This is a genomic window from Massilia putida, from assembly GCF_001941825.1.
GTDB classification, from domain to species: domain Bacteria; phylum Pseudomonadota; class Gammaproteobacteria; order Burkholderiales; family Burkholderiaceae_D; genus Telluria; species Telluria putida.
This window is the reverse complement of the sequence record NZ_CP019038.1, coordinates 6790291-6816745: the sequence shown is the minus strand read 5'-3', so window position 1 is coordinate 6816745 and position 26455 is coordinate 6790291. Positions and strand designations below refer to the sequence as shown.

The following is a 26455-nucleotide window of genomic DNA, read 5'->3' as shown; positions in this document are numbered from 1 at the left end:
CCGTCTGCTTTTCATGCGCGCAGCTTGAGCAGCAGCTCATCCAGGCACTCGAGGGTGGAAGCCATACCCTCCTTCATGCCCATATCGATGACCTTTTGCACGTCTTCCGGCGAGTTGTAATGAACGACCGTGGTGACCAGTGTGTGTTCTTTTAGGTCCGTAAAGGTCACGTCCCAGCGCGAACGCGGCATGTCGGGATTGACGACACCGGTTTCATCGGTGAAGCCGTCCAGCGTCGCATAACCATCGATCGGACGGATGGCCAGGTAATCCACGCGGCTCCAGTATGCCTGGCCATCCGGCGTGACCATGGCGTAATGCCAGTAGCCCCCCTCCTTGAATTCCATATGTTTGGTCTTGGTGGTCAGAGGCTTGGGCGCGAACCAGCGGTCTAGCAAAGCGCTCTGCGTATGGCAATCCCAGACCAGCTGGCGTGGTCCAGCAAATTCCCGCTTCACGGTGAGTGTGCTCTTTTCTTTGTCGGCTAGAAAATCGAACTGAAGCTTAGCTGCCATTACCATCTCCTTGTAGTTGATCCAAAAGTTTGTCCAGGTTTTCGTATCGGCTACTCCAAAGCGCGCGCTGCTCCTCGAACCACCGCTCAGCCGCGGCCAGCCTGTCGCGCTCGAGTGTGCAAGTCCGCACCCGCCCGCTCTTGCTGCTACTGACCAGGCCGGCCTCTTCCAGGACCCGCATGTGCTTCATGAACGACGGCAGGGCCATGTCGAAGGGAGCCGACAACTCGCTGACGGTCGCTGGTCCAGCGCCAAGCCGATGCACCACGGCCCTGCGCGTCGGGTCCGACAAAGCGTGGAAGATGGCGTCCAGCGCAACCTTATAGTTATCCATGTGGCTAACTATATCCGTAAAAAAAATCGACCGCAACAACTCTTCGATAAAAAGACATCAGCGCTGCCAAGTGCGCTGCAGCCGGTTTCGATGTCGATCTCGCCTTCATGGCTGTCGCGGTAACGAAAGCCCATGTTCCATCCCTAACGGAAACTAGCCAGCGAAACTTGCCTTTCCGTTGCCCAGCGTCGCGTGACGTCGTTGGCTGTGTAGGTCGACAGAAGAAATGGGTGTGATGATGCAAGGCATTTCGCACACCAGACGGCCGCTGTGGAAAATCATGACTGACCGCAATGAGGTCGGATGCCGCCAGTTGTGAAAGTCCGCAATCTTTCACTCGGCCATGAAGCACATCAATGTAATGCCCATTGGCTTGCCGGTTAATAGTACCGCAGCGTTGCCGATGCTATTTTCGGAAGCGAGCTCTGACCCGCCTGCCGACGCTGCCCGATAGCCGCATCGGGGAATTGCTACCGCATCACTGGATGTCGGCCGACTATTCTTTGCCATCATGGGAAGGTCAAGTCCAAACCGAGCGTCCTGCCAAGGACGAAGGTGACGAGCCCCAGGCCCAGGAGCGATAGCACGAAGGCTGCGGCCACCTTGGCGCCCGCGCGTAGCACCGCGCGCCTCTCCGTCCCCCTGTCCTTCTCTTTCTTCCCTTGATCGTAATGCCACTTGATGGCGAAGAACATGCCTATGCCTAACACGAGAAACTTGAACGTAACGAAAACTATAGGAATCCAATCCATGATTTTGATTTTTCCAGGCTATTACTTGACACGGTCTATCGTGAGGCGCACTACCGCAAAACGCTGCTTCAGAAGCTTCATTTTTGTTCAAACCATCGAAGCCACGCCTGAGTATTTGCTCATTAAGACTGGTTGTTATGTTGGGATAAGGGCAGTCCATGACGAGTGATTTGCCGAATGCAGATGAGAGAGGAAAAAACGTCAGCGACTGCTCTGCAAGGGCGGTGTTGCTTCACGTCCTGAGCCATTCTACTTAAAAGCAATTTCCATACATTGAGACAAAATGTCCCAGTTGAAAACCGCACAAGATGAAAATTTTCAGTCTGGTTGCCGCGATTGGCCGTAGACTGCGGGCTACGTTTTTTGCAGACCGCGGATGCGTTGCAGGCGGGGGTGGTAGACGGATCATTGAGACCGGGTGACCGTCTACGCGATACGCGGATACATCGCGACGCGTTGCGCACGGCAACTGCCCGCTCCGAACGCGCTGCGGAGGTATTTAAAGCAGCGTCGACAGCCAACTGCCATATTTGGTGGGCAAAGGTGGCGGCCGCCAGCGGCCACGTGGCCAAGCCCGTAGCTGAACGGAGGATACACACCTTGAACCAAGGACAACAATGGCGCGGACATGGAAGAGCTATCTGAGGGAAATCGGGCCCGGCTTCATCACGGGCGTGTCCGACGACGATCCGAGCGGCATCGCCACCTACTCCCAGGCGGGCGCACAATTCGGTACCTCGTTGCTGTGGGTGGCACTGTTCTTCTTTCCGCTGATGGCCTCGGTGCAGGAGATCAGTGCACGCATGGGCCGGGTGACCGGTCACGGCCTGGTCCGGAACATTCGTACGTATTGTCCGACAGCCTGGCTGTACCTGATCGTGTTCCTGATCGTGGTCTCGAACACGATCAACATTGGCGCGGATCTCGCCGGCATGGCCGCGGCGCTCGAACTCATCATCGGGCGCGACCGGCTACACCTTTACCCTATTCTGCTCAGCCTCGGCTCGGTCGTCAGTCTAACCTGGCTGTCCTACAATACGTATTCGACCGCGCTCAAGTGGATCGGGCTGAGTATCTTCAGCTATGTGGCGGTGGCGTTCTTCGTTCACATCCCGTGGCCGCAGGTTGCACATGACGTTCTGCTGCCCCAGCTACACCTGTCACACGACTACCTGTCGATGCTGACGGCCGTGATGGGCACGACGATCAGCCCCTACCTGTTCGTCTGGCAGTCGTCGCTCGAGGTCGAGGAACAGCGCGCCACGCCCGGCGAACGGCCTGTGCGCAGCGCACCGCAGCAGGCACGCAGCCAGTTCCTCAAGGTAAGGCTCGACACATACACGGGCATGTTCGTCTCCTGTCTGGTGATGTTTTTCATCATCCTGTCCACGGCCATGACACTGAACAACCAGCACGTCACGCAGATCGAGACCGCCAGTCAAGCTGCGCGCGCGCTGGAACCGGTGGCCGGCAAGCTCGCCTTCGCGTTGTTCGCAACCGGCATCGTCGGCGCCGGGCTACTGGCGGTACCGACACTGGCCGGCTCGGTCGGGTACGCGGTCGGCGAAGCCTTCAACTGGCCAACTGGACTGGACTACAAACCTTTCCAGGCGAAGCGCTTCTACGCCATCATCGCCGTCGCGACCCTTATGGGTATGGCGATGAACCTCTTCGGCATCGATCCGATCAAGGCGCTGATTCTTAGCGCCTTCATCAATGGTGTACTTAGCGTGCCGATGCTGTGCACACTACTCCTGCTGGCCCGGAACCACAGCCTGATGGGCAAGTTCGTGGCCCCATATATGTTGGTTGCGTTCGGCTGGATCACGGCGGTCCTGATGACCGGTGCAGCGCTGGTTACGGTGGCCGGTTTCCTTTGAGTTTCCAGGCCGTTAAAGGGACACAACTGCCCGGCTATCAAGTCGATCGCGCAGGTCCGTTATTGCAATGCTGCCACAGTCCCGCCAAGCCAGTCGAGTGGTAGTGTGGGAGCTCATCGAGCGCGAACAGCTGTATGGACTCGGGGTGGGTTGGTGGATTTGACGCTGCTGGCATCAACAATGCTGACTACGGGGCCCGGCTGTGGACACTGGATCGTCGCTTAGTCCAGTTAGCAGAACGATTCCAGGTCGCCTATTTGCTGGCAAGGCATTGAGCCGTCAGAAGACGCGTTCAAGTAGTAGGCTCAACATTATCTGGTGAACGGGTGGCGATTTACTTTTCCCGACCGATCCAACCATCAGCGAAGTCTTGCGTTCCAAGTAATCAATTGCGGGAAGTGCGTAATCCCCCCGCGAAAAGAGCGCGTTCAGATGTAGGATTATTTACTTAACGATAGTTTGTTGAAAAAGCATGACGTCCTGCTGTCCAAGAGCAGGAGGGCTGCCATCATGTCCGCTCGTTCGCCCTGTCTGCCTGCATCAGGAGCATTGGAAGAATTTGCGGTGCAATTCCCCTGTTCCATACGCTCGCGCAGCGGCACGGCTTTCGCACTTTATCTGGCGGACCTGCTGATGCCGCGCGATCGATCCAAAACACTCACTGCGCTGATTGATGCCGAACCACTGGTGCATGCACAGGCGGCCGAGGTAGTGTCTGCAGTTCATTCTGTCCGAAGCGACCGTGAGGGACGCGGTTTCTTTGCGTCCTCAAGAGGCCTTAGCGCCCTGTTCGCACGCTTGCATCACATATTAGCGAAGAAATTTCGGAGCAAGCGTAAACCGCTTTTTTACCTGCTTGAGCTGTCTGGTCAGCGCTTCGTTTACACCATCGCACACGCGATGAAGCGTTAACAGCATAGCTGTCAAGCTGCGTGCGCGGTGCAATAAAACAAGACCACGCGGCTTTAATACATGGGTCGAACGAAATTCCGCGTTCGGAGTGCCGTAACCGAAGTCGATATGTGTGAATGAGAACTTAGTCAGCACATCTTGCACGGCAAGGTGAATGGCACTGGTGCCGGCGGACAGGTGCAGATAATCGGGATTGGTGGAGATCTTATGGATGTGCCAGACGGATGCCGAACGGGAGCCGTACACAACAGCTATATTTTCCTCGCCGCAGCGAATTACATAAGACAGCAAGAGTCCATAGCGTGCCAAGCCTTCCAAGCGCGCCTGTTCACCATCCCGGTCCATGTTTTTGGCCGAGTCAATTGCGACAACTGCATCAAGCATTTTCGTAACCTGCTCCGGATACTCGATGCACAGTACCTGCAACGGACCGGCGGCTTGAGTCAGCAAACGGACCTGACGCGATAGATTGTAGCGTTTCTTTGAACTGAATTTCTGTAAGTATGCGTCAACGCTGTTTGGCAACGGTTGCGTGTGGCATACGCGCCAGCCGTTTAAAACATAAGCGGACACGCCTTCAATTTTTTGAAGCATCGCGCTAGCTTCCTTGGGAAAGGCCTGCATGTATAGTACGTCGCACTTCGTATAACGTTTAAGCAGCTGCTGGAGGAGCGACTTGACGACACCTTCTTGCGTGAGATCTAACAGTGGGACACTCCCAAGGATTTGACAAGCACGCAGTTTTCGCCTGAACAGAGTTATATGGCCGAAACGGAAGTTGAGATCGCAGCTAATTGTCCGAATCGGAACGCAGCCAACCACCGAGTGATCCGACTTCCGGCGAACAATGAGGAGTTCATGAGTCGTACCGGGCCCTTGCGCAGTATTGCTTAGATAGTCGAAAAATTCTGGCGACTGATACAATGTTTCCGGTCCCAAAGCCGTGGCCAGCATGCGGGACCAGATAGCCAGTATATCCGGCCGATCGTGGTAATCGGCTATAGCGCTCAGTTCGAAATGCTCGAAATAACGCCCGGCCCGCGAACGAGCAATTTCATCGGACATCAACAGTTTATTCTTGTGTAGCCTCGTGATATAAGTCATGTCTCGCTCACTGATCAGTTAATTTACGATACCGCCATTATCTCCACTCGTCTTCAAAGTAGTTACCGAGATGTGCATCCGCTATTAGGCTGCCGCGATAATTACCTAAAAGTTTGTGACTGGAAGTCGACTTGATTCTTTTTATCGCGAAAACGCAAATATTGCCTTTGTCCTCACCTCGATTGCGGCTTCCAATTTTCTCCCGAACTGATCGTACGTCAGGCCCTGAACCCGGGTCTGTTCGTTAAAGCTGCCTAGCAGCAACATGACGCGACTTCGCCAATAACTGTACGATGTCACGGTTTTGCCTGCATGCCGAAAGCGATGCAGATGATGATATGACAATGAAAGCTGTACTATAACCAACCTTTCAGAACGTTAATTATGTGAAAAAACGCACATAAGAAAGGTCAATTCAGCAAAACTGAAAATGATTTACGGGACCAATGATTTAGATGCCGGTCAAAGCTCAAGCGGGCGATTCCAATGAAGGGTCGATGCAAGTTGGCGAGTCGGCTGGGTTGGCACCTCCGCGCATGTGCAAGCTGGAGAAAATACGGGCTTGGCATGATTACCGCCAGTGCCGTGATCGCTTCGGTTGGCGATGCGAAGAATTTTACGAACGGCCGCCAGTTGGCGGCTTGGCCGGCCCGGTACCAAAGCTGCGCTCGTCCGGCGGGAAGGCGAGTTTGCAGGGGATCAGCAAGGGCGGCGACACGTACCTGCACACGCTGCTGATCCATGGCGCTCGAGCGGTCATTCGGCAACTCGAACGCAAGGCCAATGTGCAGGGTTGGCTGGGCAAATTGCTCGGTCGGCGTAACAAGAACGTGGCAGCAGTCGCACTGGCGAACAAGAATGCGCGGATCGCGTGGGCACTACGGGTACACGACAGGAATTTCCGGTCCGATTACGTCGCTGCGTAATCCGACCGGCACAGAGTAACGGCAGTACGAGGTTATCGATTCCGCCGATTGCACAGGCAATTATGCAGTGATGGCAGTCAGGTAAGACCGCGGTTGGTAAAGCCCGCTGTTAGGCTGGCACGCGGAGTGCGATAGAGCGATCGGGCACTAACCAGCACATCCCATCAGGGACCGCGACAAATTGTCGCAATCGAAGCCGAATGTACGGGTGCAATCTTTACCTTCACGCCGCCACGAATTGAGGGCTTGGCAAACCGGGGGACCATGTACGCCTAACTAAACCTATTTCTGACCCGCGGAGGCGCGCCAAGCTATAGACAATTTGCTCATCTAAGTCGGAGTAGCCCATGATTTTCGACTACCGCTTTTGCGTCGGAAATGATGGACGCTGCATATTTGCGCTGCTACAATGCGCCCGTCATTGGGGAGTAGCTACCTTTCTCTGAAAGGAGCTTGCGTCAACATCCTTGGCCAGCAGGCCATGGCGCAAGCGGCTCGTCAAGCCTTGCAAGACCTTTGACCATATTGCCCTTCCAGGCCGGACGGGGCATGTGGTCATCGGTTTTCGTCCGGCTTGGAGCTGTTGTGTCAAAAAAAATCTTCCGTACTGATTCTGCCGCCGTCGTTCCCATGGGGGCGCTATGCTAGTCCCCTTCGTGCTCCTCCTTCTTTCAGCCGCTGCAATCTATGTGTCGTGCGAATATTTCGTCAACGGCGTGGAATGGGTGGGTCATCGCTTTGGCATCTCGCAGACCGCGACCGGGACGGTGCTTGCGGCCTTTGGCACCGCACTGCCCGAGAGCGTCGTGACCTTCGTTGCCGTCGCCCTCGGGCATGATTCGGCGCACAAGGAAATCGGTGTCGGCGCCGCCCTTGGTGGTCCCCTGGTTCTCGCAACCATTGCGTATGCCGTGGTCGGCATCGCGTTCATGACTGTTCAACATACGCAAGAGCGGCGCGTCGTTTCCCGTCCAGCGGCACGACGTCTGCTGGACGACCAACGATGGTTTCTGGCCGTCTTCCTATGCAAGGTCGGCCTGGGTGTCGTCGCGTTCGCATACAAGCCGTGGCTGGGTGTGCTGTTCTTGATCGCATACGGCGTCTATGTCTGGCGCGAGATGACTGCTTCAGGTGAAATGGCGGACGCCGAGGAACTTGAGCCCCTCAAGCTTACGCCGCGTGCCGACAACCCGCGTACCGTGTGGGCAGTCGCGCAGACGGTTGGCGCACTGGCCGCGATCTTCGCTGCTTCCCAATTGTTCGTGCGCGAAATCGGCGAGGTAGGACCTCTCCTCGGATTGCCGGCGCAACTGGTCGCATTACTGCTGAGCCCGATCGCGACGGAGCTGCCGGAAACCATGAACGCCGTCATCTGGGTCCGGCAAGGAAAGTCGGACCTGGCGCTTGCCAACATCAGCGGCGCCATGATGATCCAGGCCACCATACCCAGCGCGCTGGGACTGTTTTTCACGCCATGGATGCTGGACCGGTCACTTGTATGGGCCGCGGTCGTGACGGTCGCGTCGATCGTCGGGCTGTACTGGTTCCTGAAGCACCGCCATTTGAGTGCAAGGAAGTTGGCCGTGTTCGGGGCGCTCTACATTGTGTTCGCTGCCGGCTTGCCATTCCTGATGTAATCACGGTTTGATACGGGCGGCCTGCGCCGCCTGATGTCGGCATTGGAGTCGACAACACGGTGGCCGTCACGGTCCCATCGATCGACGCTCGCGTTCAATGATAATATACCCCCTTACCCTATATTTGAAGGTGTTCATTTGTCCCACACGACAAGAGAAAAGGCAAAACTGCTTGCCCGCGTACGCCGCATACGTGGTCAGGTAGAGGCGATCGAACGTGCTCTGGCGTCTGAAGCAGGGTGTGCCGAGGTTCTGCACCTGCTGGCTGCTAGCCGGGGGGCCATGAATGGCCTGATAGCGGAAGTGATCGAGGACCATGTGCGGGAACACGTCGCTGCCAGCGACCTGACTGAGGCCGCTCGTGCCGAAGGCACAAGCGAGCTCCTCGACGTGATCCGCTCATACCTCAAGTAAGCATCGATGGCCGTCAAATCGCCCTGTGTCGAGCTATGCCAGTTCGACGGAAAGACCGGCTTCTGCACTGGCTGCCTGCGCACGCTCGCCGAAGCACGCGAGTGGAAGAAGATGACCGATCACCGCAGACACCAGATCGTCAACGAACGCGCACGACGCGAGAAAAAACTGGCCGGGCGATAGCACGGCCGGCCAAGGAAACCTCATGCAAGACCTGACACACTCCCCTATTCCTGCCCAAGGTCGTCCCGAACGAGGGAAGGAGATGAGCCGTTTCGAAGACGCTGCCTTCGGAGCGGGTCACGACCACATTTTTCTGGGCGCCGGCCACGAAAACAACGAACGCAAGACGTGGGCAGTAATTGCGCTGTGCAGTGCGATGATGCTGCTCGAAATCGTCGGCGGCAGCCTGTTCGGTTCGTTGGCGCTGGTTGCCGACGGCCTGCACATGTCCACGCACGCGGGCGCAATGCTGATTGCAGCGCTCGCGTACACCTACGCGCGCAAGCACGCGAGTGACGCGCGTTTCGTCTTCGGCACCGGCAAGCTCGGCGACTTGGCAGGTTTTACCAGCGCCATCGTGCTTGCGATGATCGCCCTCTTGATCGGCTATGAAGCCGTCACACGCTTCCTCTCGCCGGTGCCCATCCACTTCGGCGAAGCGATTCCGATCGCAGTGGTCGGCCTGCTGGTCAACATCGCGAGCGTGTGGTTGTTGAGCGGCGACCATCATGGTCATAGTCACGGGCATAGCCATGGACACAGCCACGGACACGACCATGATGATGGGCTCGACGATGAGGAAGAGGCGCAGCGAATCGCGACGTCGTCGGGAATGGTTTCTCTGTCGATCTTCGAAGATGGCGTACCGCCCGTTTTCCGCCTTACCTCCGAGTCCGCAAGCACGAAGCTGGCGGCCTCGGCACTTTCCGTCACGACGGTTCGTCCCGATGGTGCGCAACAATCCTTCACGTTCGCGGACCGGGGCCGATACCTCGAGTCGAAGGAAGAGATTCCCGAGCCGCACGCATTCAAGGTCATCCTCCGGCTGCCGGATGGCGACCACGCGGTGGAATTCGACGAACATCCGCACGACCATGGCAACGGCCATGACGCGGCTCACCGCGACCACAACATGCGCGCCGCCTACATCCATGTCATGGCGGATGCAGCCGTCTCGGTGCTGGCCATTATCGGCCTCGTGCTGGCAAAAGAATTCAACTGGCTTTGGATGGACCCGCTGGCCGGCGTGATCGGCGCACTGGTGATCGCGAACTGGTCGTTCGGCCTGATGCGCGACACCGGCGGCATCCTGCTGGACATGAATACTGACCGGAAAATGGCCGACAAGGTGCGCAACGTGATCGAGGACAGTGGAGACAACGTGCTCGACCTCCACGTATGGCGGCTTGGCCCGGGTCACATGAGCGCGTTGGTTTCTGTCGTTACCGAGGACCTTCAGCGCAATCCCGCTTTCTACCATGAAAAACTCGATCGTTTACAAGGGCTATCTCACTTGACTGTTGAGGTCAACCAGATGCGGGGTCCGGTATAGGAGACCGAACCGGTTGTCGACAAAACAGGCCGATCGCGGAGGTGCACGGCCATGGATCGGCCATCGTTATGGCGGCCCTGCTCGCAAACGGACTCATGCCATGGCCCAGGAACTTCTCCCTGAAGACCTTTGGTCGCTTATAGCCGCTCAACTTCCGACCCAAGTCGTGCGCCAGAAGGCGGACCCCGCATCATGATCGTGCTGCCCTAAGAGGCATCCTATCCGTCGTCAGAACAGGGATACCTTGGGAATATCTGCCACGTGAGTTCGGTGCGGCAGTGGAATGACGTGCTGGCGTCGCCTTCACGAACGGATGCAAGCAGTGTCCGGCAGAGTGTCCATGAGGCGGTTTTGCGGCGCCTCCGCGAGCACCACCAAATCGTATCGGATCGAGCCAACGTTGACGCTGCGAGCCGCTCTCGCGTGATACGATGTACACGGGACAGTGGGACCGAGCCGACGACACGAGAAAGCTTCGTAGTATTTTTGACGGTATATGTTATTCAATATCTGGTCAAAACCGCACAGCCTCTTCTCGCGCGCTCAGCTATACGATCCCGGTTCCGGGCACCATCGGTTTTCTGCTGCCCTTCCCTACCGCCCCAAACCTGCCGTCTTCCGTATGGCCCGCATCCAATCCGTGGACGCATTCCGCGTCCTGGCGATCGCCGCCGTCATCGCCCTGCACACGGCACCGCACACGGGTCCGGACGCCGTCGGATTGCGCTTCGATACACGCACGCTATGCGACCAGCTGGAGCGTTTCGCGGTCCCCCTGTTCTTCATCCTGTCCGGCTATTTCTGGGCCGGCCGCTGTCGGGACGGCGCCGGCTGCTGGACGGCCGGCCTGGCGCTCGCGCGGCGCGTTTACTTGCTGTTCGTAGTCTGGTCGGTGATCTATTTCCTGGTCAACGTGGCGGAAGCAGCCTGGTCAGCGGATAGCCTGGCGACGGGACTGCGGGCGGCCGCGCGACCGCTGCCCGGCCTGCCCACCTTGCTGCTGCAGGGGACCAAGGTGCATTTGTGGTTCCTGCCGGCGCTGGCGCTGGCCGCCCTCGTCAGCGGCGCCCTGCTCGCCCGCCGGATGGAACGCACCCTGCTCGTGCTGGCGCTGTTGCTGTACGGCGTCGGCCTTGCCGGCAAGGCCTATGCGGACACGCCGTTCGGCTTTCACACGCACGTCAATGTGCGCAACGGCTTGTGCTTCAGCCTGCTCATGTTCGCGAGCGGCGTCTGGCTGCGCCGCCTTGGCCCCGCCCCGGCGTGGCGCTGGCTGGGCCCGGCGCTGGCGCTGGGCGGTCTGGCGCTGCAACTGGTCGAGCTCGCCTGGCTGCACGCGCGCTGGGGCACGAATATGGCGCAGGATTTCGTGGTCGGCACCTATTTTTATGGACTGGGCGTCGCCATGCTGGCGCTGTCCGATCCGGCGCCGCTGCGCTTCCCCCGGTTGGCGGGGCTCGGTCCGCTCGTGCTGGGCATCTATGCGTCGCACAACCTGTTCGTCGACCCGCTCGCCGGGCCGGACAATCCCATGCATGCGCTGCCGGGCTGGGACATCATCGTCGTCGCCGTCGTCTTCGTGCTGTCGCTGGCATTGACGGGGCTGTTGGCGCGCTTCCCGCTCACCCGCCGCTTCGTGGCATAACAGCGCGCCGCGCTAACGGACGGCCGTTGTCCGCCATCTGCGCTACCATCGTCCCATGTGTGGACGATTTGATCAAAGCCAGACGGCGCGCCATTACGCCAACCTGATCGGCTGGACCGACGCCGTGCTCGACAGCGAGTCGAGGCCGACGCCGAACGCGTCGCCCGGTACGTATCGTCCCGTCATGCACGTGCAGGACGGCGAGCATCGCGTGGACGATGTGTTCTGGAGTTACCGGGCCAAATGGGCTGAAGGTAAAGTGCCCATCGTCATCAATGCGCGCCTGGAAAAACTGGCCAATCGCTACTGGTCGCGGCTCGTCAAGAACGGGCGCGGCATCGTGCCGGCCGACGGCTGGTACGAGTGGACAGGCGAAAAAGGCCACAAGCAGCCCTGGCACATCCATCGCAAGGATCACGGTCCGCTGTTCATGCTGGCCGTCGCCAACTTCGGTCCGTTCGAGGAGAACCGCGCCGAGGCCGGTTTCGTCATCGTCACGGACGACGCCTCGGGCGGCATGCTGGACATCCACGATCGCCGTCCTGTCGTGCTGGAAGCGGAGGACGCGAAGCTGTGGCTCGATCCGGACCTGTCGCCCCAGCAGGCGATCGAACTGGCGCGCCATGCCGCCGTGCCGGCCGACGCGTTCGAATGGTACAAGGTGAGCACGGCCGTGAACCGGGCCGGCGCGGACGGGCCTGGGATCACCGCGCCCCTGAACGACTAAGAAAAACGGTCCGCACGCCTGGAGGCATGCGGACCGTTGCTTGCGTCGCCCGGGCTTCGTGCGGGCCCGGTGGTGACCTTAGTGCTGGCCTTAGTGCTGGCCTTAGTGCTGGTAGGCGCCGATGTCGTAACCCGTCGTGGCGTTACGGGGTTTGCCGTCCAGGTCGGTCGGGTAAGCGTTGGTCGCGGTACCGCGGGCGATGGCCGGCGAGCTGGTGGTCAGGTGGAAGTCGGGCGTCGTCGCGGTGCGCGAGTACGCCTTGAACAGCGGATCGGAGCTGACCGTCGACGTGGCCACGAGACCATTGCGCAGCGAAATGTTGTAGGTCGAGTTCTTCGTCACGAGGTTGTTCTTGTAGACGTTCTGCTTGCCCGTCACGCCCTGCTCCGAGATGCCGTACTTGTTGTCGTACACGATGTTGTTCGCAACGAATACATTGTTGGCACCCGCCGTCGTGTAATAAAAGTCGCCGCCTCCGATCACCATGCCGAAGTTCGATGCCGTGGCCGTGTTGTTCGTGATGACCACGTTATTGGCGTCGTGCCACAGGTGGATCGCCACCGCGCCCACGCGGTAGACCAGGTTGTTCTTGATCGAACCCGAAGTGCTGAAATAGATGCCCTGGACGTAGGTGCAGCCCGCCGGGCCGATGTCGTTGACGACGTTGCCGACCACATCCGTCATGACGCCGTGGTAGTAGCTGTCGACACCGATCGCCGAACCGCCCGCGCTCGTGCAGGTCACCGACTTCGCGATGTTGTGGATGTGGTTGTTGGCGATCATGCCGTACGAACCGCCGGTGTAGATACCGTGCGTCCATTTCGTGCCGCTGCCCGAGTTGGTGCCGTCGACGTCGAAGCCGATGATGCTGACGTAGTTGCCGCGGTTGTCCCACGCATTGTTGTTGGTCGAGCTGGCCGGCGGGACGATCTTCGCGCCCCACTTCGTCGTCGACACCCAGTAGATACGGGCGGACGCGGTGCCGCTATAGGTGGTCTTGATGCCGCCGGCGTAGGTGCCCGGCGCAACCCAGACGGTCGTGCTCGGACGGGTCGCGGCCTTGGCGGCGCGGGCCAGGGTCTTGAACGGGGCGTACTTCGTGCCGGCAGCCGAGTCGGAACCGGTCGGCGACACATAGTAGTTATACGTGGTGGCCGGCGTGCTCATCGCCATGGCGCTGCCGCCCGCGGACAACAGAACGGCGGCGCTGCAGCACAGCAGGGTGTTGAGACGGAGGTTCGAGGAGGTCACCAGTTTTTTCATCGGGAAAAATCCTTGCATTAAGAAGTGAAAGTAACCCTTTGATGCAAGGAAACTGCCGGAGTTCAACCTTTTTTAAAAAAAATTTCCTGTAGTAACAAACACTTAAGAACAAATGAAAAAGGCCCGGCCCAGGAAGATCGAGTCTTCCCGAACCGGGCCATACGCCAACTACCGCGATCAGTGCTGGTAGGCGCCGATGTCGTAACCCGTCGTACCGTTACGCGGCTTGCCGTCCAGGTCGGTCGGGTAGGCGTTGGTCGCGGTACCGCGGCCGATGACCGGCGAGCTGGTGGTCAGGTGGAAGTCGGGCGTCGTCGCGGTGCGCGAGTACGCCTTGAACAGCGGATCCGAGCTGACCGTCGACGTGGCCACGAGACCATTGCGCAGCGACGTGTTATACGTCGTGTTCTTGTAGATCAGGTTGTTCTTGTAGACGTTTTGCTTGCCCGTCACGCCCTGCTCCGAGATGCCGTACTTGTTGTCGTACACGATATTGTTCGCAACGAATACATTGTTGGCACCCGCCGTCGTGTAATAAAAGTCGCCGCCGCCGATCACCATGCCGAAGTTCGACGCCGCGGCCGTGTTGTTGGTGATGATCACATTGGTGGCGTCATGCCACAGGTGGATCGCCACCGCGCCCACGCGGTAGACCAGGTTGTTCTTGATCGTGCCCGAGGTGCTGAAATAGATGCCCTGGACGTACGTGCAACCCGCCGGACCGATGTCGTTGACGACGTTGCCGACCACATCCGTCATAACGCCGTGGTAGTAGCTGTCGACACCGATCGCCGAACCGCCGGAACTCGTGCAGGTCACCGACTTCGCGACGTTGTGGATGTGGTTGTCGGCGATCATGCCGTACGAACCGCCGGTGTAGATACCGTGCGTCCATTTCGTGCCGCTGCCCGAGTTGGTGCCGTCGACGTCGAAGCCGATGATGCTGACGTAGTTGCCGCGGTTGTCCCACGCATTGTTGTTGGTCGAATTGGCCGGCGGGACGATCTTCGCGCCCCACTTCGTCGTCGACACCCAGTAGATGCGGGCCGCGCTGGTACCGCTGGCCGTCGTCTTGATGCCGCCGGCGTACGTGCCCGGTGCGACCCAGACCGTGGTGCTGCCCTTCGCCGCGGCCTTCGCGGCGCGGGCCAGGGTCTTGAACGGCGCGGCCTTCGTGCCGGCCGCCGTGTCCGAACCCGTCGGCGACACGTAGTAGTTGTACGTGGTCGCAGGTACTGTCACCGTCGACCCGCCGCCACTGCCAGTATCGGTGCCGGTGCCGCCGACGGTGCCGGTGCCGGTGCCGCTGACGGTGCTGGTGTCGTGCAGGCTCGTATATTCGGCGCTGCCGCGGATCGCCGCTTCGACCGCGGAGAGCGGCACGCCGTTGGCCACGGCCTGTGTCCAGTAAGCGAGACCGGCGTCGTCCGGCGCACGGCCGAGCAGGCTCTGATACAACTGGGTCACCTGGGTGCTGGCGCTCGACGTGTCGACCGACGTGATGCTGGCCAGCAGGCGGGTCTGCGTCCCGCTCGCGGCGGCGGCCGCGCTGGCGATCGCGCCGTTGATCGAGCCGGCGCCCGCGCGCGGATTCGTGTCGTAGCCGCTCACGGCGAAATCGTTCGATGCGCCGCCGGTCGCCGTCGTGCCGGCATCGACCGTATTCGGCTCACTCGGTTGTCCAGTGCCCGTATTGGTGCCGACATAGGCTGCCGTCTGGGTCGGCGAACCGGTCGATGCATCGCCCGCGCCGCCGCAGCCGGCGAGGAGGACGGCGGCGCTGCTGCACAGCAGTACGTTGATACGGGTGGTGAACGCGATATTGAGTCGTTGTTTCATTTACAGTCCTTGAGTGCGTGGGTTCCCTTGCCGCGGGCGCGAGGCCGGCGGCGTCGGTGTTAGCAGGCGCAACACTGGGAAGCGAACCCGCGGCGGGCCGCCGCGGATGCTTGGGTCCGGCAAGCCGGACCGGTACTACGAGTGGAAAATCAGTGCTGGTAGGCGCCGATGTCGTAACCCGTCGTGGCGTTACGGGGTTTGCCGTCCAGGTCGGTCGGGTAGGCGTTGGTCGCGGTACCGCGGGCGATGGCCGGCGAGCTGGTGGTCAGGTGGAAGTCGGGCGTCGTCGCGGTGCGCGAGTACGCCTTGAACAGCGGATCGGAGCTGACCGTCGACGTGGCCACGAGACCATTGCGCAGCGAAATGTTGTAGGTCGAGTTCTTCGTCACGAGGTTGTTCTTGTAGACGTTCTGCTTGCCCGTCACGCCCTGCTCCGAGATGCCGTACTTGTTGTCGTACACGATGTTGTTCGCAACGAATACATTGTTGGCACCCGCCGTCGTGTAATAAAAGTCGCCGCCTCCGATCACCATGCCGAAGTTCGATGCCGTGGCCGTGTTGTTCGTGATGACCACGTTATTGGCGTCGTGCCACAGGTGGATCGCCACCGCGCCCACGCGGTAGACCAGGTTGTTCTTGATCGAACCCGAAGTGCTGAAATAGATGCCCTGGACGTAGGTGCAGCCCGCCGGGCCGATGTCGTTGACGACGTTGCCGACCACATCCGTCATGACGCCGTGGTAGTAGCTGTCGACACCGATCGCCGAACCGCCCGCGCTCGTGCAGGTCACCGACTTCGCGATGTTGTGGATGTGGTTGTTGGCGATCATGCCGTACGAACCGCCGGTGTAGATACCGTGCGTCCATTTCGTGCCGCTGCCCGAGTTGGTGCCGTCGACGTCGAAGCCGATGATGCTGACGTAGTTGCCGCGGTTGTCCCACGCATTGTTGTTGGTCGAGCTGGCCGGCGGGACGATCTTCGCGCCCCACTTCGTCGTCGACACCCAGTAGATACGGGCGGACGCGGTGCCGCTATAGGTGGTCTTGATGCCGCCGGCGTAGGTGCCCGGCGCAACCCAGACGGTCGTGCTCGGACGGGTCGCGGCCTTGGCGGCGCGGGCCAGGGTCTTGAACGGGGCGTACTTCGTGCCGGCAGCCGAGTCGGAACCGGTCGGCGACACATAGTAGTTATACGTGGTGGCCGGCGTGCTCATCGCCATGGCGCTGCCGCCCGCGGACAACAGAACGGCGGCGCTGCAGCACAGCAGGGTGTTGAGACGGAGGTTCGAGGAGGTCACCAGTTTTTTCATCGGGAAAAATCCTTGCATTAAGAAGTGAAAGTAACCCTTTGATGCAAGGAAACTGCTTAAGTTCAATCTTTTTGAAAAAAAATTTCCCGTGGTAACGAACAAATAAAAGATATTCCCGATGAGAATCAACAGCTTACAGATTGGCAATTGCAAACTTTTTCGATGCGACGACGGCACCTCCCTGGCGCCATCGTTTAACAATTGCCGTGGATCAGTGACAGCGGAAGCGCTGAGAACGACTGCAGCGCACTCCGTTATGAGCTAGGTCGTATCGCGTGTCGCAACCAAGCGCGGCGATCGGTGGTCATACGAGACCGCAAGACATGAAGTCATGACGAAAGGGTTGCGCAATGGGTGATTACCTGAGGATCCAAGAAATGTTGAAGGAAGGCGAAGCCTATGCCGGCCTGATACTCGGCAAGAACGGCGAGTCCGACTACCACCTCGTGCTGCTGCCGGACGAAGCGTCCGACGTCAGCTGGCCGGCCGCACGCGAGTGGGCGGCCGCGGAGGATGGCGAGCTGCCGACGCGGCGCGAACTCGCCCTGCTGTTCGCCAACCTGCGCGAGCGCTTCGATCGCGTCTGGTACTGGTCGAACGAGCCGCACGACACGCGGCCACAACTGGTCTGGGGACAAAACTTTGCCAGCGGCATCCAGACCGTGTACGGCCGCCCGTTCCGCGGCCACGCCCGTGCGATCCGGCGCATCGACGCCGGCTGACGCACGCAGACCGGCGCCGCGTCGGGGATGACGCGACAGCCGGACAGGCGGACGCGACGGCGCCCGTTAGCACCGTCGCGCCTGTCGACTACGCGATTACTTGGCGGCCTTCGCCTCGGTCACGACATTGGAGCGGCCGAGCGGCTGGTCCAGATTGGCCAGGAACCAGGCCGTCGTCGCCATAACGGCGGCGTGGCGGCGCAGGTTGTCCGGATTCACCTTATCGAAGGTATCGGCGGGGGTATGGTGATAATTAAAATAATCGGAGGAATCGATCCAGGGCTCGAAGGTCGGTACGCCGGAATCTTCCAGGTCGTGCAGATCGCCGGAACCGACGACGTCGTCGCGGCGGAATGCGCCCGCCCCCATCGGATACAGGGCCGCCTGCAGCGGCGCCAGCAGTTTGGCGCCCGTCTGGCTGATGCCGGCATGCAGGCCGAACGGACGGCCCGAGCCGCCGTCGTCCTCGTACGCGGCAAAATGCTTGTCGGCGACCTTCTTGTTGACGGCGTCGTACGTGTGACCGCCGCGGCCGCCGTTCTCCTCGTTCATCCACGCGACGACGCGGATCGTGCGGCGCGCGTGGTAGTCCAGCTTGCGCAAGGTATTGATCACTTCCATCGCGCTGACGACGCCCGAGCCATCGTCGTTGGCGCCGGTGGCGAGGTCCCAGGAATCCAGGTGGCCCGACACGAGCACGATCTCGTCCGCCTTGTCCGTGCCCGGCCAGTCGGCGATCACGTTATAGCTGTCGGCGTCCGGCAGGATCTGCGGCGTCAGGGTCAGATGCATCGTGACCGGGCCGCGCTTGGACAGGCGGCTGATCAGCAGCGAATCCTCGATGGTGACGGCCGCCGCCGGGATGCGCGCATCGTCCTTCAGCAAGGTTGCGCCCGTGTGCGGGATGCGATAAGCCGCGCCGCCGACGGCGCGCACGAGGGCCGCCGCGGCGCCCATCTCGGCCGCCATGCGCGGACCGGCCGCGCGGAATGCGACGGCCTGGCCGTACGCGGTGCCCGCGAGGCCGCGGTCGGCCATGTTCTGGTCGAACGGCACGTCGAACAACACGATGCGGCCCTTGACCTCGGCAGCGCGCGCCTTGAGTTCCTCGAACGTGCGCACGACGATCACCGGCGCCGTGATGCCGGCAGCCGGCGTCGCACCCGATCCGCCCAGCGCCGTCAGCACGATCTTCTGCGTGACGCCGGCCGGACGGCCCTGGTAGTCGACGAGCGCGCCCGTCTCTTCGCCGCGCACCCAGTGCGGCACCTTGATCGGCTGCAGCGTGACCTTGGCGCCGAGCTTGCGCAGCTCGTCGGCGACCTGGGTCACGGCGGCGGCGGCGCCGGGCGAGCCCGACAGGCGCGGGCCCACGAGGTCCGTCAGGTCTTCCAGCCGCTGGTAGGCATAATCGCTCTGCAGCGCCGTATCGCGCACCTTCGCGAGCGCGGCCGGATCATTGCCGGGATTGGCGGCGCTCGCGGACGCGCCCAGCAGGCAGGCGGCAGCGATCAGGCTCAAGGCGGGGAGACGGAGGCGGCGGTTCATGCGTGCAATCCTTTGGTCGGTGAAAAAACCAAAACGATAACGCATCCGAGTGTGTTTGGGGAAATATATTGACGTACATATATCTCAGCAATACGCAGACCGTCACGCCCGGCCGGGCACCAGGCGCACAAGCGTGATTTCGGACGGCGCGCCGAAGCGCTTGGGCGGTCCCCAATAGCCGGTGCCGCGGCTCGTGTACACCCACAGCGAACGTACGCGGTTCAGGCCGGCCACGAACGGTTGCTGCAACGGGACGAACAGATTCCACGGGAAGAACTGGCCGCCGTGCGTGTGGCCGGACAATTGCAGGTCGAAGCCGGCATCCGCGGCGGCGGGCGCGCTGCGCGGCTGGTGGGCCAGCAGGATGCGTACCGCGACGTCGTCCGGCGCGCCGGCTGCGGCCTGGTGCGGATCGCTCTTGTGCGCGGGATCGAAGTGCTGCGCCGTGTAGTCGGTAACGCCGGCGATCATCACCTTGGCGCGGCCGCGGCGCCGGATCACGTGCTCGTTCATCAGCACGCGCAGGCCCAGCCGCCGCACCTCGGCCACCCACTGCTCCACGCCGGAATAATATTCGTGATTGCCCGTGACGAAGAACGCGCCGTCCGGCGCGGACAGGCGCGCCAGCGGTTCCGTGTGCAGGGCCAGGCGCTGCACGCTGCCGTCGACGAGGTCGCCCGTGATGGCGATGGCGTCCGGCTTGAGCGCATTGACCTTGGTGACGATGGCGTTCAGATACGGCCGGCGTATCGTGGGACCCACGTGGATGTCGGAAATCTGGGCGATCGAATAACCATGCAGATCTTCCGGCAAGCCCTCGATCGGCACCTCGACCTTGACCACGCGCGCCACGCGGCGGGCGTTGATGAAACCGATGAAGGAAACGACCAGCGCCAGCGACGGCACCGCGACGGCGCTGTCATGGGTGAATGCCGGTCCGCCCGCGCCGCCCAGCGCCAGCGCCAGCAGCACGAGGTCGCGCACGAGCGTCAGCACGAACAACGAGGAAAAGAATCCCATGGCAAGCAGCCCGGCCCATGTGAGCGGTTCCGACCAGCGCGAGCGGCGCAGGCTAGGCGCGACGAGGCCGATCCGCACGAGCGCGGCAGAGACGGCAAGCAATACCGTCCCCGCCAACATCCCGAAGGGGCCGGCGTCCATTGCGGGCAGCAGCCGCAGGCCGATATACGCATGCAACAACAGCAGGATGGCAAGAATGGAAACGAAAGAACGTCGGCGCGCCATGATGAGTCCGGGCAGTCGATAATGCTTCCAAGATGGGGCAGGCTGTGCCGACTGCAAGGTCTGGAAACGGCTTCCTGTAACCAATGTTACTGAGGGAGAAGCAGATGTAAAAATCTGTATTAACCCGTGGCACCATCCGGTACCCGATCTATGATGATTGCATGCCTGGCGTAGTCGCGATCATTTCGATCCCCCGTTGAGGCGCAAGGAACAAGCCATGTTGAAGAATAAATGCATTGGTGCCATGCTCCTGGCCGCAGCTGCCGTATCCTCGACGGCGATGGCCGACGATCGTGGTGTGAACACGATCGTCGGCGCGGTGGCCGGCGCCGCCATCGGCGGCAGTGTGGGCGGCCGCAACGGTGCGCTCGTCGGTGGCGTCATCGGTGCCGCGGTCGGCAATTCCGCCCGCACGAACGACGATTATTACTACCGCAACCGCGGCTACGCCTACTCGGACGGCTACTCCAGCGGCTATTACCAGTCGGCACCGACCTACGTCGAATCGCGTCCGGTCTATGTCGAGTCGCGTCCCGTCTACGTCGAGCCGCCCCCGGTCTATGTCGAGCCGCGCCCCGTGTATGTCGAGCCGCAACGCTACTATTACGATGCGCGCCCGGATGTGGTCGTGGTCGAACGCGGCCGCTACTACGACCACGATCGCGGCTGGCACCGCGGCTGGGATCACGACCGCGGCTGGGATCGCGACCGCGGCTGGGATCGCGACCGCGGCTGGGACCGTGACCGCGGCGGCTGGCACCGCTGATCGCGACACCGAACCACAAACCGCGCCCCGTGCGCGGTTTTTTATTGCCTGCTCAAGGCTGGCCCGCCAGCGCGGGCGCGGATGCGCGGGCGTCGGCTTTCAACGCGAACCACGTCCAGAGCCCGCCGCACAGATCGATGACGCCGAATAGCGCGATCATCGGGTCGGCCATCCCGGTGAGCGCGAACATGAAGAACACGGCGCACACGAGCACGCGCGTGTAGACCGACGCTTCCAGGAACGGCCTGTGATCGGCCAACCTCCAGAGATACACGCCGATATTCAAGGCCAGCAGGCCGACGACGCGGATCCAGACATCGCCGACAGGCGCGATCCGGAAGATCGCCAGCAGGATGTTCGGCGCGAAGACCAGCACGGGACCGACGATAAACAGGTAGACGGCAAAGACCTTGGCACTCAATACCGATCTCGACATGGCTTCCTTGCGTTTTCCGATTTGCAATATTGTCAACTCTACCATAAGCCCGCTTTTCTCCGCCCCCCGGCTAACCCTCCGCAAGCGGCAACCGCCGCTCGGGAGGACGTATGGTCGAAGCAGGCGACATCATCACATTGACGGCGGGCGCATGGCGCCTGGAGGCTCGGTTGACGGGCTCCAGCTACGGCCAGGTGTGGCGCGCCGTGTCCGTGCTGGACGGCACACCGGCAGCCGTGAAACTCGTGAACCGCGACCAGATGGACCTCGCCCTGCCGCCGCAGCGTGCGGTCTGGCGCGCGAGCTTCGATGCCGAGATCGCGTTCCTGCGCGCGCTGCAGCCATGGGACCAGCGCCACATCGTGCGCCTGCTCGACAGCGGCGAGCACGACGGCCAACCCGCGCTGGCGCTGGAATTGCTCGACGGCGACCTCGCCGGCCACCTGAAGTCATTACGCAGCCGGGGCGCGGGGCCGGGCATCGACCAGGCTCTGGCCTGGACGGCCCAGGTCAACGCGGCGCTCGCGAAAGTCCATCAATACGGCTGGCGTTACCTCGACCTCAAGCCGGCCAACCTCCTCGTCGACGCGCGCACCCGCGCACTGAAACTCGCCGACTTCGGCACGAACCGGCAGCTGGCGGACAGGGCCGCCCACTCCTATGCCGGCACCGCCGCGTGGCAGGCGCCGGAACAATTCTTCCCCGATGACGCCGGACGCTACCGCACGGACGCACGCAGCGATTATTTCGCGCTGGGCGCCCTGCTCTACACCCTCGTCACCGGCGTGTCGCTGCGCTATTGCGCCGCCTGCGCCGACGCCTTCCGGACGCACGGCACGGCCGGCGCCCTGCGCGCACGCCCGCCCGCGATCCTCGCGCCCGACGAGGTGGCGCTGTTCCTCGGGCACGCCTGCGCGCGCGATCCCGATGGATTGCTGGTCCTGCTGCGCGCCCTGCTCGCGCCCCGGCTTGACGCGCGTCCGCGCCACGCGCTCGAGATCAGCCGCCTGATCGCGCGCGCAGCGCAGGGGCTGGACAGCGCACCCGCCGCCCTGCGGAGCGCCGCATGACGCGCGCGGCCCGCCCGTTCGCCGGCGCGCTGCTCGCCGCCCTGTGCGCTTTGCAGATGCTTGCGCTGCTGCGCGCGCCGGCTGCGTGGATGCCGGCGCGGGTCGACGTCGTGCTGGCCCGCGGCGCAACGCTGGCGCTCGACCACGCGGCCCTCGGCGCGCCGGCCCGGGACGGCGGCCGCCTGCAACTGCGGCGCGACGCCGGCGGCACCTGGTGGGCGGCGGACGATGGCGCGAGCTCGCCGCTGCTCGTCCACGACGGCACCCGCCGGCGCCGCGGCGGCAGCGTCGTGCTGGCGCCGGGCCAGCACTTCCAGCTGGGTGCCTTGCGCGTCGACGTCGCCGCGGCCGATGCCGGCACGGTGTCGCTCTCCGCCGGCGGCACGACATGGCGCTACGACGGCGCCCTGCTGCGCCGCGACGGCAAGCCGCAGCCGGCCTGCCCGGACGCCCGCCTCGGCACACGCCTGGCCGGCATGTGGAACCGGATCGCGCCGGCCATGCTCGCCTTCGGCCGCCCGCTCGTTTTCGGCGGCAATCTCGATTGCGGGAACCGCATCGCCGTCCCGGGCGTGCCGGCGCCCGCTGCCGCCATCGCGCGCAGCCAGGCCGGCGACGGTCTCGATCTGGCGGCCGCGCCGGGCGTCCCGCTGCTGCTGGCCGAGCAAGGCCGCGAAGCGCTGCTGTCCGACCGCCCGCTGCGCCTCGGCACCGGCGCGACGCTCGCCTTCGGCCGCACGCGCCTGCTGCTCGCGACGAACGGCGACGTGCTGCACCTGCGCCCCGCCGGCCACGTCGCGCTGTACCCGGACGCGGCGCTGCGCCTGCCGGCCGGCGTCACGTGGACGTGGACGCGGCGCACGCCGTGGGACCTGCCGGCGCAGGCCATCGTGCCGTTGCTGGCCGTCCTCGGTGCCGCCTGCGCGGGCGCACTCGCATCAAGCGCCGCCGCCAACACGGGGACACGCTTGCGCGCGGGCGCGGCGGCCGGCATGGCGGTGCTGCTGGCCGGTGCCGGCGCGATCCTGTTCTGGCTGCAGCGGACCGGCGCGCCGGCCGGCGCGGGCGTCGGGCTGCTCGTCGCCTGGGCCGCGCTGGCGTTCGCGCTGGCGGCGCCGCGCCGCCTCGATCCCGTCCTCGCGGCCGCGCTGCCGCTGCTGGCGCTCGGCCTGCTGGCGCAACTCGACCTGGGCCTGGGCGCGCCGGACACCGCCTGGCTGCGCCACTTCCACAAGACCGCGGCGCTGCTGGCGCTTGGCACCGGCGCCGCCGCGCTGGCGGGCCGCGTGCGGCCGGCGCGTCCTCTGCCGCAAGCGCGCATCGAGCTGGCGCTCCTGCTGCTGACGGGTGTGGCGCTCGTTGCACTGCTGCTGCAGGTCGCGTATGGCGACGAGACGGGCGTGTTCGACCTGCAGCCCGTGGAATTCGCCAAGCTGGCGCTGGCCGCGCTCTCGGCCCACTGCCTGGCGCTCGCGTGCGCGGACGGCCCGTCCCCCGGCGGCGCGTGGCGCCGTGGCCTGCGGCTCGCGGCGCCGGCGCTGCTGTTCATGCTGCTGCTCGGCGTCGCGCTGGTGCAGGTCGACGATTATTCTCCGCTCGTGCTGCTGGCGCTGTGGAGCGGCACGATGATGCTGGCGCAGGCGCTGGCCACGCGCCGGCGCGCCGCCGCGTGCGCGCTCGTCTGCGTGGCCGCCGCCGCCGTGCTGGCCGTGGTCCTGCTGCGCGGCGCCGGCGCGGATGGCATCGCGCGCTGGGATTTTTATGCCGACCGCTTCCTCGTCTGGCTCGATCCGGGCACGCATCCGCACACCGGCCAGCAATTGCTGCTGGGCGCGCGCGCGATCGCGCAAGGCGGCTGGCGCGGCGTCGACGGGGTATTCGGCGTGGCGCAGCTTGGCCTCGATCCCGGGTTCGCACTGCGCATCCCCGCCGTCCAGGACGACTTCGCCGCGTCGTTCTTCGTCCAACGCCACGGGCTGCTTGCTGCCGTCGGCCTGTGGCTGCTGCAGGCGCTGTTCCTGTGCGCGCTGCTGCGCCTCGCCGTGCGCTGCTGGCTGGCCGCATCGGACGCGCGCGACTTCCGCATCGCGTGGCTCGCGCGCCTGCGCTGCTTCTTCCTCGCCGGCGGCGCCGCGTTCGCATTCGGCCACTTCCTGCTCTCGTGGGGCACGAATCTCGCGATCTTCCCGGTGATGGGCCAGCCGATGAGCTTCTTGTCCGCGGGCGGTTCGCACCTGCTGTTTTTCATCTGCCCCCTGCTAGGTGCCGCTGTCGCCAGCAGCCAATCTTTAGAGGAGAACGAATCATGCCGGTCTACGTCCAACATGAAGCTCTAGGCAAGGTGGGCGACGTCTTCGACGCCCACGCCATCTGGCAGGCGCCCGGCCTCGCGCTGTTCGCGCGCCGTCCGCTGCTGCGCGACCTGCTGGAACGCACGCCGCGCGAGCAGCGCGGCCGTGCCGCCGTCCGCTGCTTTTCCCACGTCACGCTGATGCTGCCGCAGGAAGAGGTCGACGACGACCGCCACCTCACGCGCGGCGCCCGCGTGCGCGACCTCGCGCAAGGCCTGGCGGCGTTGCACCAGAAGGATTTCGGCGACCTGCTGCAGGGCGACGACGTCCGTTACCACGTGATCGGCGCCGACCGCCTGGCACCGGGCGAGGTCGAGGTCAAGTTCGGCCACGCCGTCTACCTGCCCGCGCCCGACGAAGCCGTGCAATACACGGTCAGCGTGTCGCGCGACAGCGCCGTGTGGAAGACCGTCTGCCCCATCTACCCGCACCAGAGACTCACGTTGATCGGCCACGACGAGCACGAGGCCACGTACGCCGCGCCGGGCTGGCCGTTCGGCGCGGAAGGCGCCGTCCTCCTCATCAACGACGGGCCGGACGCGCCGCTGGAAGTGCAGGTGCGGCCCAAAGATGCCTTCGACTGCACCTGGGATGCGGCCGCCGGCTACTGGACGATCAAGTCGCGCCGCGGCGCCGCCGACGCCACGGGCGCCGCGCTGCGCCTGCTGCTGCGCGCGACGCCGTCGCGCCCCCACGCCGTATCGAAAGCGCCCGCCACGCCGGCTGCACGTCCGGCCGTCTGGAAACCGCGCACCGTGCCCGATCCCGAACTCACGGCCGTGCCGCTTGCGCACGTGACGGCACCGGCGCCGGCCGGCGCGGCGCTGGACGCGACCTATGCACCCGTCCAGCGCCGGCGCGTGGCCCTCGCGGCACTCGCGCTGCCGCGGCTGTCGCGCTACCGCGAGACCGGCGCCCAGGTATTGGAGATCGGCTTGAACCGCGCCTTCGTCCCGTCGGCGCAAGCGGCCGATGCCGTCATCGGTTTCACCGTCGACGACCAGGACGCGCTGCACGCCATCACGCCTGCGGGCCGCGAACGCATCGCGGTGCCGGCCAGCTTCAGTCCCGTCGACGGCGCGCGGCTGGACCTCGCGGCGTGCGCGCCCGCGCTGGCGGACCGTTACTGCGCCCTCCTGATGCTGCCGCAGCCCCCGGCCCTGCCGGTGGCGCCCGGTGCGCGCTTCACGTTCGGGCGCGGCGCGGCGATGCTGGCCGCCTTGCGCGTGCTGGACTCGCCGCGCTTCCTGCGCAATGCCGCCGGCACGCCGCCGTCGAGCGCCGACCGCCTGGGCCTGTCGCGCGACGCGTTCAGCTTCGAGGCGGCGCCGGACGGCTGGCTGATCGCACGGCAATCGCCCACGCAGGCCTTGTACCACCTGGACGACAACCTGGCCTTCGTCGCCGCCATCGACGCGGCCACGCCGGAACAGCCGTACCGTCTGCCGGCGGGCCACCACCTCGTCGCGGGCCATTACGTGCTCCGCTTCGATGCCTGAGGCGC

At 63.3% G+C, this 26455-nt stretch carries 24 protein-coding genes, 3 pseudogenes and 1 riboswitch; of the genes and pseudogenes, 17 read left to right on the top strand and 10 right to left on the bottom strand.

From position 1 onward, the window contains the following. Positions 1–11: 11 nt before the first annotated feature. From BVG12_RS32540 to BVG12_RS32530, 3 genes are all read right to left on the bottom strand, one after another. Complete coding sequence (locus BVG12_RS32540) at positions 12–515, bottom strand: SRPBCC family protein (RefSeq protein ID WP_075796022.1); 504 nt, start codon at positions 513–515, stop codon at positions 12–14. Beyond that, positions 505–849 carry an ArsR/SmtB family transcription factor gene (locus BVG12_RS32535; RefSeq protein WP_075796705.1) on the bottom strand — a complete coding sequence of 115 codons (345 nt, stop codon included), beginning with the start codon at positions 847–849 and terminating at the stop codon, positions 505–507. The genes BVG12_RS32540 and BVG12_RS32535 overlap by 11 nt, the downstream gene beginning before the upstream one ends. A 509-nt stretch (positions 850–1358) precedes the next feature. After that, a complete protein-coding gene (locus tag BVG12_RS32530) occupies positions 1359–1601 on the bottom strand; it encodes a hypothetical protein (protein ID WP_075796021.1) in 243 nt (80 codons plus the stop codon). Between the two features lie 283 nt (positions 1602–1884). Here BVG12_RS32530 and BVG12_RS35450 point away from each other — a divergent pair. From BVG12_RS35450 to BVG12_RS36000, 3 genes and pseudogenes are all read left to right on the top strand, one after another. Beyond that, positions 1885–2045: pseudogene (locus BVG12_RS35450) on the top strand (PLP-dependent aminotransferase family protein); the annotation flags it as partial. A 173-nt stretch (positions 2046–2218) separates the two neighbouring features. Then, the gene (locus BVG12_RS32520; protein WP_075796019.1) at positions 2219–3481 is read left to right on the top strand and encodes an Nramp family divalent metal transporter; all 1263 of its coding nucleotides are present in this window, start codon (positions 2219–2221) and stop codon (positions 3479–3481) included. 510 nt (positions 3482–3991) lie between these two features. Beyond that, a pseudogene (locus BVG12_RS36000) lies at positions 3992–4220 on the top strand (IS701 family transposase); the annotation flags it as partial. A gap of 71 nt (positions 4221–4291) precedes the next feature. Here BVG12_RS36000 and BVG12_RS32515 read toward each other — a convergent pair. Further along, positions 4292–5497, bottom strand: a complete 1206-nt coding sequence (locus BVG12_RS32515) for a GNAT family N-acetyltransferase (protein ID WP_075796018.1) — start codon at positions 5495–5497, stop codon at positions 4292–4294. A 486-nt stretch (positions 5498–5983) separates the two neighbouring features. Between BVG12_RS32515 and BVG12_RS35935 the strand changes: the two genes are divergently transcribed. From BVG12_RS35935 to BVG12_RS32470, 9 genes and pseudogenes are all read left to right on the top strand, one after another. After that, entirely contained in the window at positions 5984–6235 is a 252-nt protein-coding gene (locus BVG12_RS35935) for a transposase (RefSeq protein ID WP_370662823.1), read from the top strand. After that, the gene (locus BVG12_RS32505) at positions 6139–6423 is read left to right on the top strand and encodes a transposase (protein WP_075796016.1); all 285 of its coding nucleotides are present in this window, start codon (positions 6139–6141) and stop codon (positions 6421–6423) included. Before BVG12_RS35935 ends, BVG12_RS32505 begins: the two co-directional genes overlap by 97 nt. Positions 6424–6834: 411 nt before the next feature. Further along, positions 6835–7005: riboswitch (yybP-ykoY riboswitch) on the top strand. A gap of 59 nt (positions 7006–7064) precedes the next feature. Then, positions 7065–8060: a sodium:calcium antiporter gene (locus tag BVG12_RS32500; protein ID WP_075796015.1), complete on the top strand. Its 996-nt coding sequence runs from the start codon at positions 7065–7067 to the stop codon at positions 8058–8060. 138 nt (positions 8061–8198) lie between these two features. Beyond that, on the top strand, positions 8199–8474 hold the full coding sequence (locus BVG12_RS32495; protein ID WP_075796014.1) for a metal/formaldehyde-sensitive transcriptional repressor: 276 nt from the start codon (positions 8199–8201) through the stop codon (positions 8472–8474). Positions 8475–8480: 6 nt separating this feature from the next. After that, on the top strand, positions 8481–8657 hold the full coding sequence (locus BVG12_RS32490; protein ID WP_075796013.1) for a DUF1289 domain-containing protein: 177 nt from the start codon (positions 8481–8483) through the stop codon (positions 8655–8657). Positions 8658–8739: 82 nt separating this feature from the next. Beyond that, positions 8740–10029 carry a CDF family Co(II)/Ni(II) efflux transporter DmeF gene (dmeF, locus tag BVG12_RS32485; protein ID WP_075796012.1) on the top strand — a complete coding sequence of 430 codons (1290 nt, stop codon included), beginning with the start codon at positions 8740–8742 and terminating at the stop codon, positions 10027–10029. A gap of 185 nt (positions 10030–10214) precedes the next feature. Then, positions 10215–10316 (top strand): annotated as a pseudogene (locus BVG12_RS35930) (transposase); the annotation flags it as partial. A gap of 335 nt (positions 10317–10651) precedes the next feature. Continuing rightward, the gene (locus tag BVG12_RS32475; RefSeq protein WP_075796011.1) at positions 10652–11674 is read left to right on the top strand and encodes an acyltransferase; all 1023 of its coding nucleotides are present in this window, start codon (positions 10652–10654) and stop codon (positions 11672–11674) included. Positions 11675–11729: 55 nt separating this feature from the next. After that, positions 11730–12401: an SOS response-associated peptidase gene (locus tag BVG12_RS32470; RefSeq protein WP_075796010.1), complete on the top strand. Its 672-nt coding sequence runs from the start codon at positions 11730–11732 to the stop codon at positions 12399–12401. 102 nt (positions 12402–12503) lie between these two features. On the opposite strand, the gene BVG12_RS35445 is transcribed toward BVG12_RS32470, so the two are convergent. The 3 genes from BVG12_RS35445 to BVG12_RS35440 all read right to left on the bottom strand — a co-directional run bounded on the left by BVG12_RS35445 (position 12504) and on the right by BVG12_RS35440 (position 16813). Continuing rightward, positions 12504–13664: a choice-of-anchor Q domain-containing protein gene (locus BVG12_RS35445; protein ID WP_075796009.1), complete on the bottom strand. Its 1161-nt coding sequence runs from the start codon at positions 13662–13664 to the stop codon at positions 12504–12506. Positions 13665–13841: 177 nt separating this feature from the next. Continuing rightward, entirely contained in the window at positions 13842–15503 is a 1662-nt protein-coding gene (locus BVG12_RS34875) for a choice-of-anchor Q domain-containing protein (protein WP_083685592.1), read from the bottom strand. A 149-nt stretch (positions 15504–15652) separates the two neighbouring features. Continuing rightward, positions 15653–16813 carry a choice-of-anchor Q domain-containing protein gene (locus tag BVG12_RS35440; protein ID WP_075796009.1) on the bottom strand — a complete coding sequence of 387 codons (1161 nt, stop codon included), beginning with the start codon at positions 16811–16813 and terminating at the stop codon, positions 15653–15655. A 377-nt stretch (positions 16814–17190) separates the two neighbouring features. Here BVG12_RS35440 and BVG12_RS32445 point away from each other — a divergent pair, with 377 nt between their 5' ends. After that, the gene (locus BVG12_RS32445; RefSeq protein WP_229503776.1) at positions 17191–17535 is read left to right on the top strand and encodes an Lcl C-terminal domain-containing protein; all 345 of its coding nucleotides are present in this window, start codon (positions 17191–17193) and stop codon (positions 17533–17535) included. Between the two features lie 96 nt (positions 17536–17631). Here the strand turns inward: BVG12_RS32445 and BVG12_RS32440 are convergent, their stop codons facing one another. Continuing rightward, a complete protein-coding gene (locus BVG12_RS32440) occupies positions 17632–19083 on the bottom strand; it encodes a M28 family peptidase (RefSeq protein WP_075796007.1) in 1452 nt (483 codons plus the stop codon). A gap of 102 nt (positions 19084–19185) precedes the next feature. After that, positions 19186–20328, bottom strand: coding sequence for a metallophosphoesterase (locus tag BVG12_RS32435; RefSeq protein ID WP_075796006.1), 1143 nt, complete (start codon positions 20326–20328; stop codon positions 19186–19188). A 217-nt stretch (positions 20329–20545) separates the two neighbouring features. Between BVG12_RS32435 and BVG12_RS32430 the strand changes: the two genes are divergently transcribed. Further along, positions 20546–21094 (top strand): YMGG-like glycine zipper-containing protein, encoded by a 549-nt coding sequence (locus BVG12_RS32430; RefSeq protein WP_075796005.1) that lies wholly within the window; start codon positions 20546–20548, stop codon positions 21092–21094. Positions 21095–21146: 52 nt separating this feature from the next. On the opposite strand, the gene BVG12_RS32425 is transcribed toward BVG12_RS32430, so the two are convergent. Next, a complete protein-coding gene (locus BVG12_RS32425; protein WP_075796004.1) occupies positions 21147–21530 on the bottom strand; it encodes a hypothetical protein in 384 nt (127 codons plus the stop codon). A gap of 110 nt (positions 21531–21640) precedes the next feature. Here BVG12_RS32425 and BVG12_RS32420 point away from each other — a divergent pair, with 110 nt between their 5' ends. From BVG12_RS32420 to BVG12_RS32410, 3 genes are read left to right on the top strand one after another with little or no spacing between them, the layout of a single operon-like run. Next, positions 21641–22600: a protein kinase domain-containing protein gene (locus BVG12_RS32420; RefSeq protein WP_075796003.1), complete on the top strand. Its 960-nt coding sequence runs from the start codon at positions 21641–21643 to the stop codon at positions 22598–22600. Further along, positions 22597–24936 (top strand): FtsW/RodA/SpoVE family cell cycle protein, encoded by a 2340-nt coding sequence (locus tag BVG12_RS32415; RefSeq protein ID WP_075796002.1) that lies wholly within the window; start codon positions 22597–22599, stop codon positions 24934–24936. Before BVG12_RS32420 ends, BVG12_RS32415 begins: the two co-directional genes overlap by 4 nt. Next, complete coding sequence (locus tag BVG12_RS32410; RefSeq protein WP_075796001.1) at positions 24906–26450, top strand: hypothetical protein; 1545 nt, start codon at positions 24906–24908, stop codon at positions 26448–26450. Before BVG12_RS32415 ends, BVG12_RS32410 begins: the two co-directional genes overlap by 31 nt. Positions 26451–26455: the final 5 nt, after the last annotated feature.

What these genes read in the sequence shown, in the direction of transcription:
- BVG12_RS35445 (WP_075796009.1), bottom strand. Translation starts at nt 13,664, where the DNA reads ATGAAAAAACTGGTGACCTCCTCGAACCTCCGTCTCAACACCCTGCTG.
- BVG12_RS32415 (WP_075796002.1), top strand. Translation starts at nt 22,597, where the DNA reads ATGACGCGCGCGGCCCGCCCGTTCGCCGGCGCGCTGCTCGCCGCCCTG.
- BVG12_RS32535 (WP_075796705.1), bottom strand. Translation starts at nt 849, where the DNA reads ATGGATAACTATAAGGTTGCGCTGGACGCCATCTTCCACGCTTTGTCG.
- BVG12_RS32515 (WP_075796018.1), bottom strand. Translation starts at nt 5,497, where the DNA reads ATGACTTATATCACGAGGCTACACAAGAATAAACTGTTGATGTCCGAT.
- BVG12_RS32470 (WP_075796010.1), top strand. Translation starts at nt 11,730, where the DNA reads ATGTGTGGACGATTTGATCAAAGCCAGACGGCGCGCCATTACGCCAAC.
- BVG12_RS35440 (WP_075796009.1), bottom strand. Translation starts at nt 16,813, where the DNA reads ATGAAAAAACTGGTGACCTCCTCGAACCTCCGTCTCAACACCCTGCTG.
- BVG12_RS32420 (WP_075796003.1), top strand. Translation starts at nt 21,641, where the DNA reads ATGGTCGAAGCAGGCGACATCATCACATTGACGGCGGGCGCATGGCGC.
- BVG12_RS32475 (WP_075796011.1), top strand. Translation starts at nt 10,652, where the DNA reads ATGGCCCGCATCCAATCCGTGGACGCATTCCGCGTCCTGGCGATCGCC.
- BVG12_RS32500 (WP_075796015.1), top strand. Translation starts at nt 7,065, where the DNA reads ATGCTAGTCCCCTTCGTGCTCCTCCTTCTTTCAGCCGCTGCAATCTAT.
- BVG12_RS32440 (WP_075796007.1), bottom strand. Translation starts at nt 19,083, where the DNA reads ATGAACCGCCGCCTCCGTCTCCCCGCCTTGAGCCTGATCGCTGCCGCC.
- BVG12_RS35935 (WP_370662823.1), top strand. Translation starts at nt 5,984, where the DNA reads ATGAAGGGTCGATGCAAGTTGGCGAGTCGGCTGGGTTGGCACCTCCGC.
- BVG12_RS32540 (WP_075796022.1), bottom strand. Translation starts at nt 515, where the DNA reads ATGGCAGCTAAGCTTCAGTTCGATTTTCTAGCCGACAAAGAAAAGAGC.
- BVG12_RS34875 (WP_083685592.1), bottom strand. Translation starts at nt 15,503, where the DNA reads ATGAAACAACGACTCAATATCGCGTTCACCACCCGTATCAACGTACTG.
- BVG12_RS32520 (WP_075796019.1), top strand. Translation starts at nt 2,219, where the DNA reads ATGGCGCGGACATGGAAGAGCTATCTGAGGGAAATCGGGCCCGGCTTC.
- BVG12_RS32430 (WP_075796005.1), top strand. Translation starts at nt 20,546, where the DNA reads ATGTTGAAGAATAAATGCATTGGTGCCATGCTCCTGGCCGCAGCTGCC.
- BVG12_RS32490 (WP_075796013.1), top strand. Translation starts at nt 8,481, where the DNA reads ATGGCCGTCAAATCGCCCTGTGTCGAGCTATGCCAGTTCGACGGAAAG.
- BVG12_RS32425 (WP_075796004.1), bottom strand. Translation starts at nt 21,530, where the DNA reads ATGTCGAGATCGGTATTGAGTGCCAAGGTCTTTGCCGTCTACCTGTTT.
- BVG12_RS32435 (WP_075796006.1), bottom strand. Translation starts at nt 20,328, where the DNA reads ATGGCGCGCCGACGTTCTTTCGTTTCCATTCTTGCCATCCTGCTGTTG.
- BVG12_RS32530 (WP_075796021.1), bottom strand. Translation starts at nt 1,601, where the DNA reads ATGGATTGGATTCCTATAGTTTTCGTTACGTTCAAGTTTCTCGTGTTA.
- BVG12_RS32410 (WP_075796001.1), top strand. Translation starts at nt 24,906, where the DNA reads ATGCCGGTCTACGTCCAACATGAAGCTCTAGGCAAGGTGGGCGACGTC.
- dmeF (WP_075796012.1), top strand. Translation starts at nt 8,740, where the DNA reads ATGAGCCGTTTCGAAGACGCTGCCTTCGGAGCGGGTCACGACCACATT.
- BVG12_RS32445 (WP_229503776.1), top strand. Translation starts at nt 17,191, where the DNA reads ATGTTGAAGGAAGGCGAAGCCTATGCCGGCCTGATACTCGGCAAGAAC.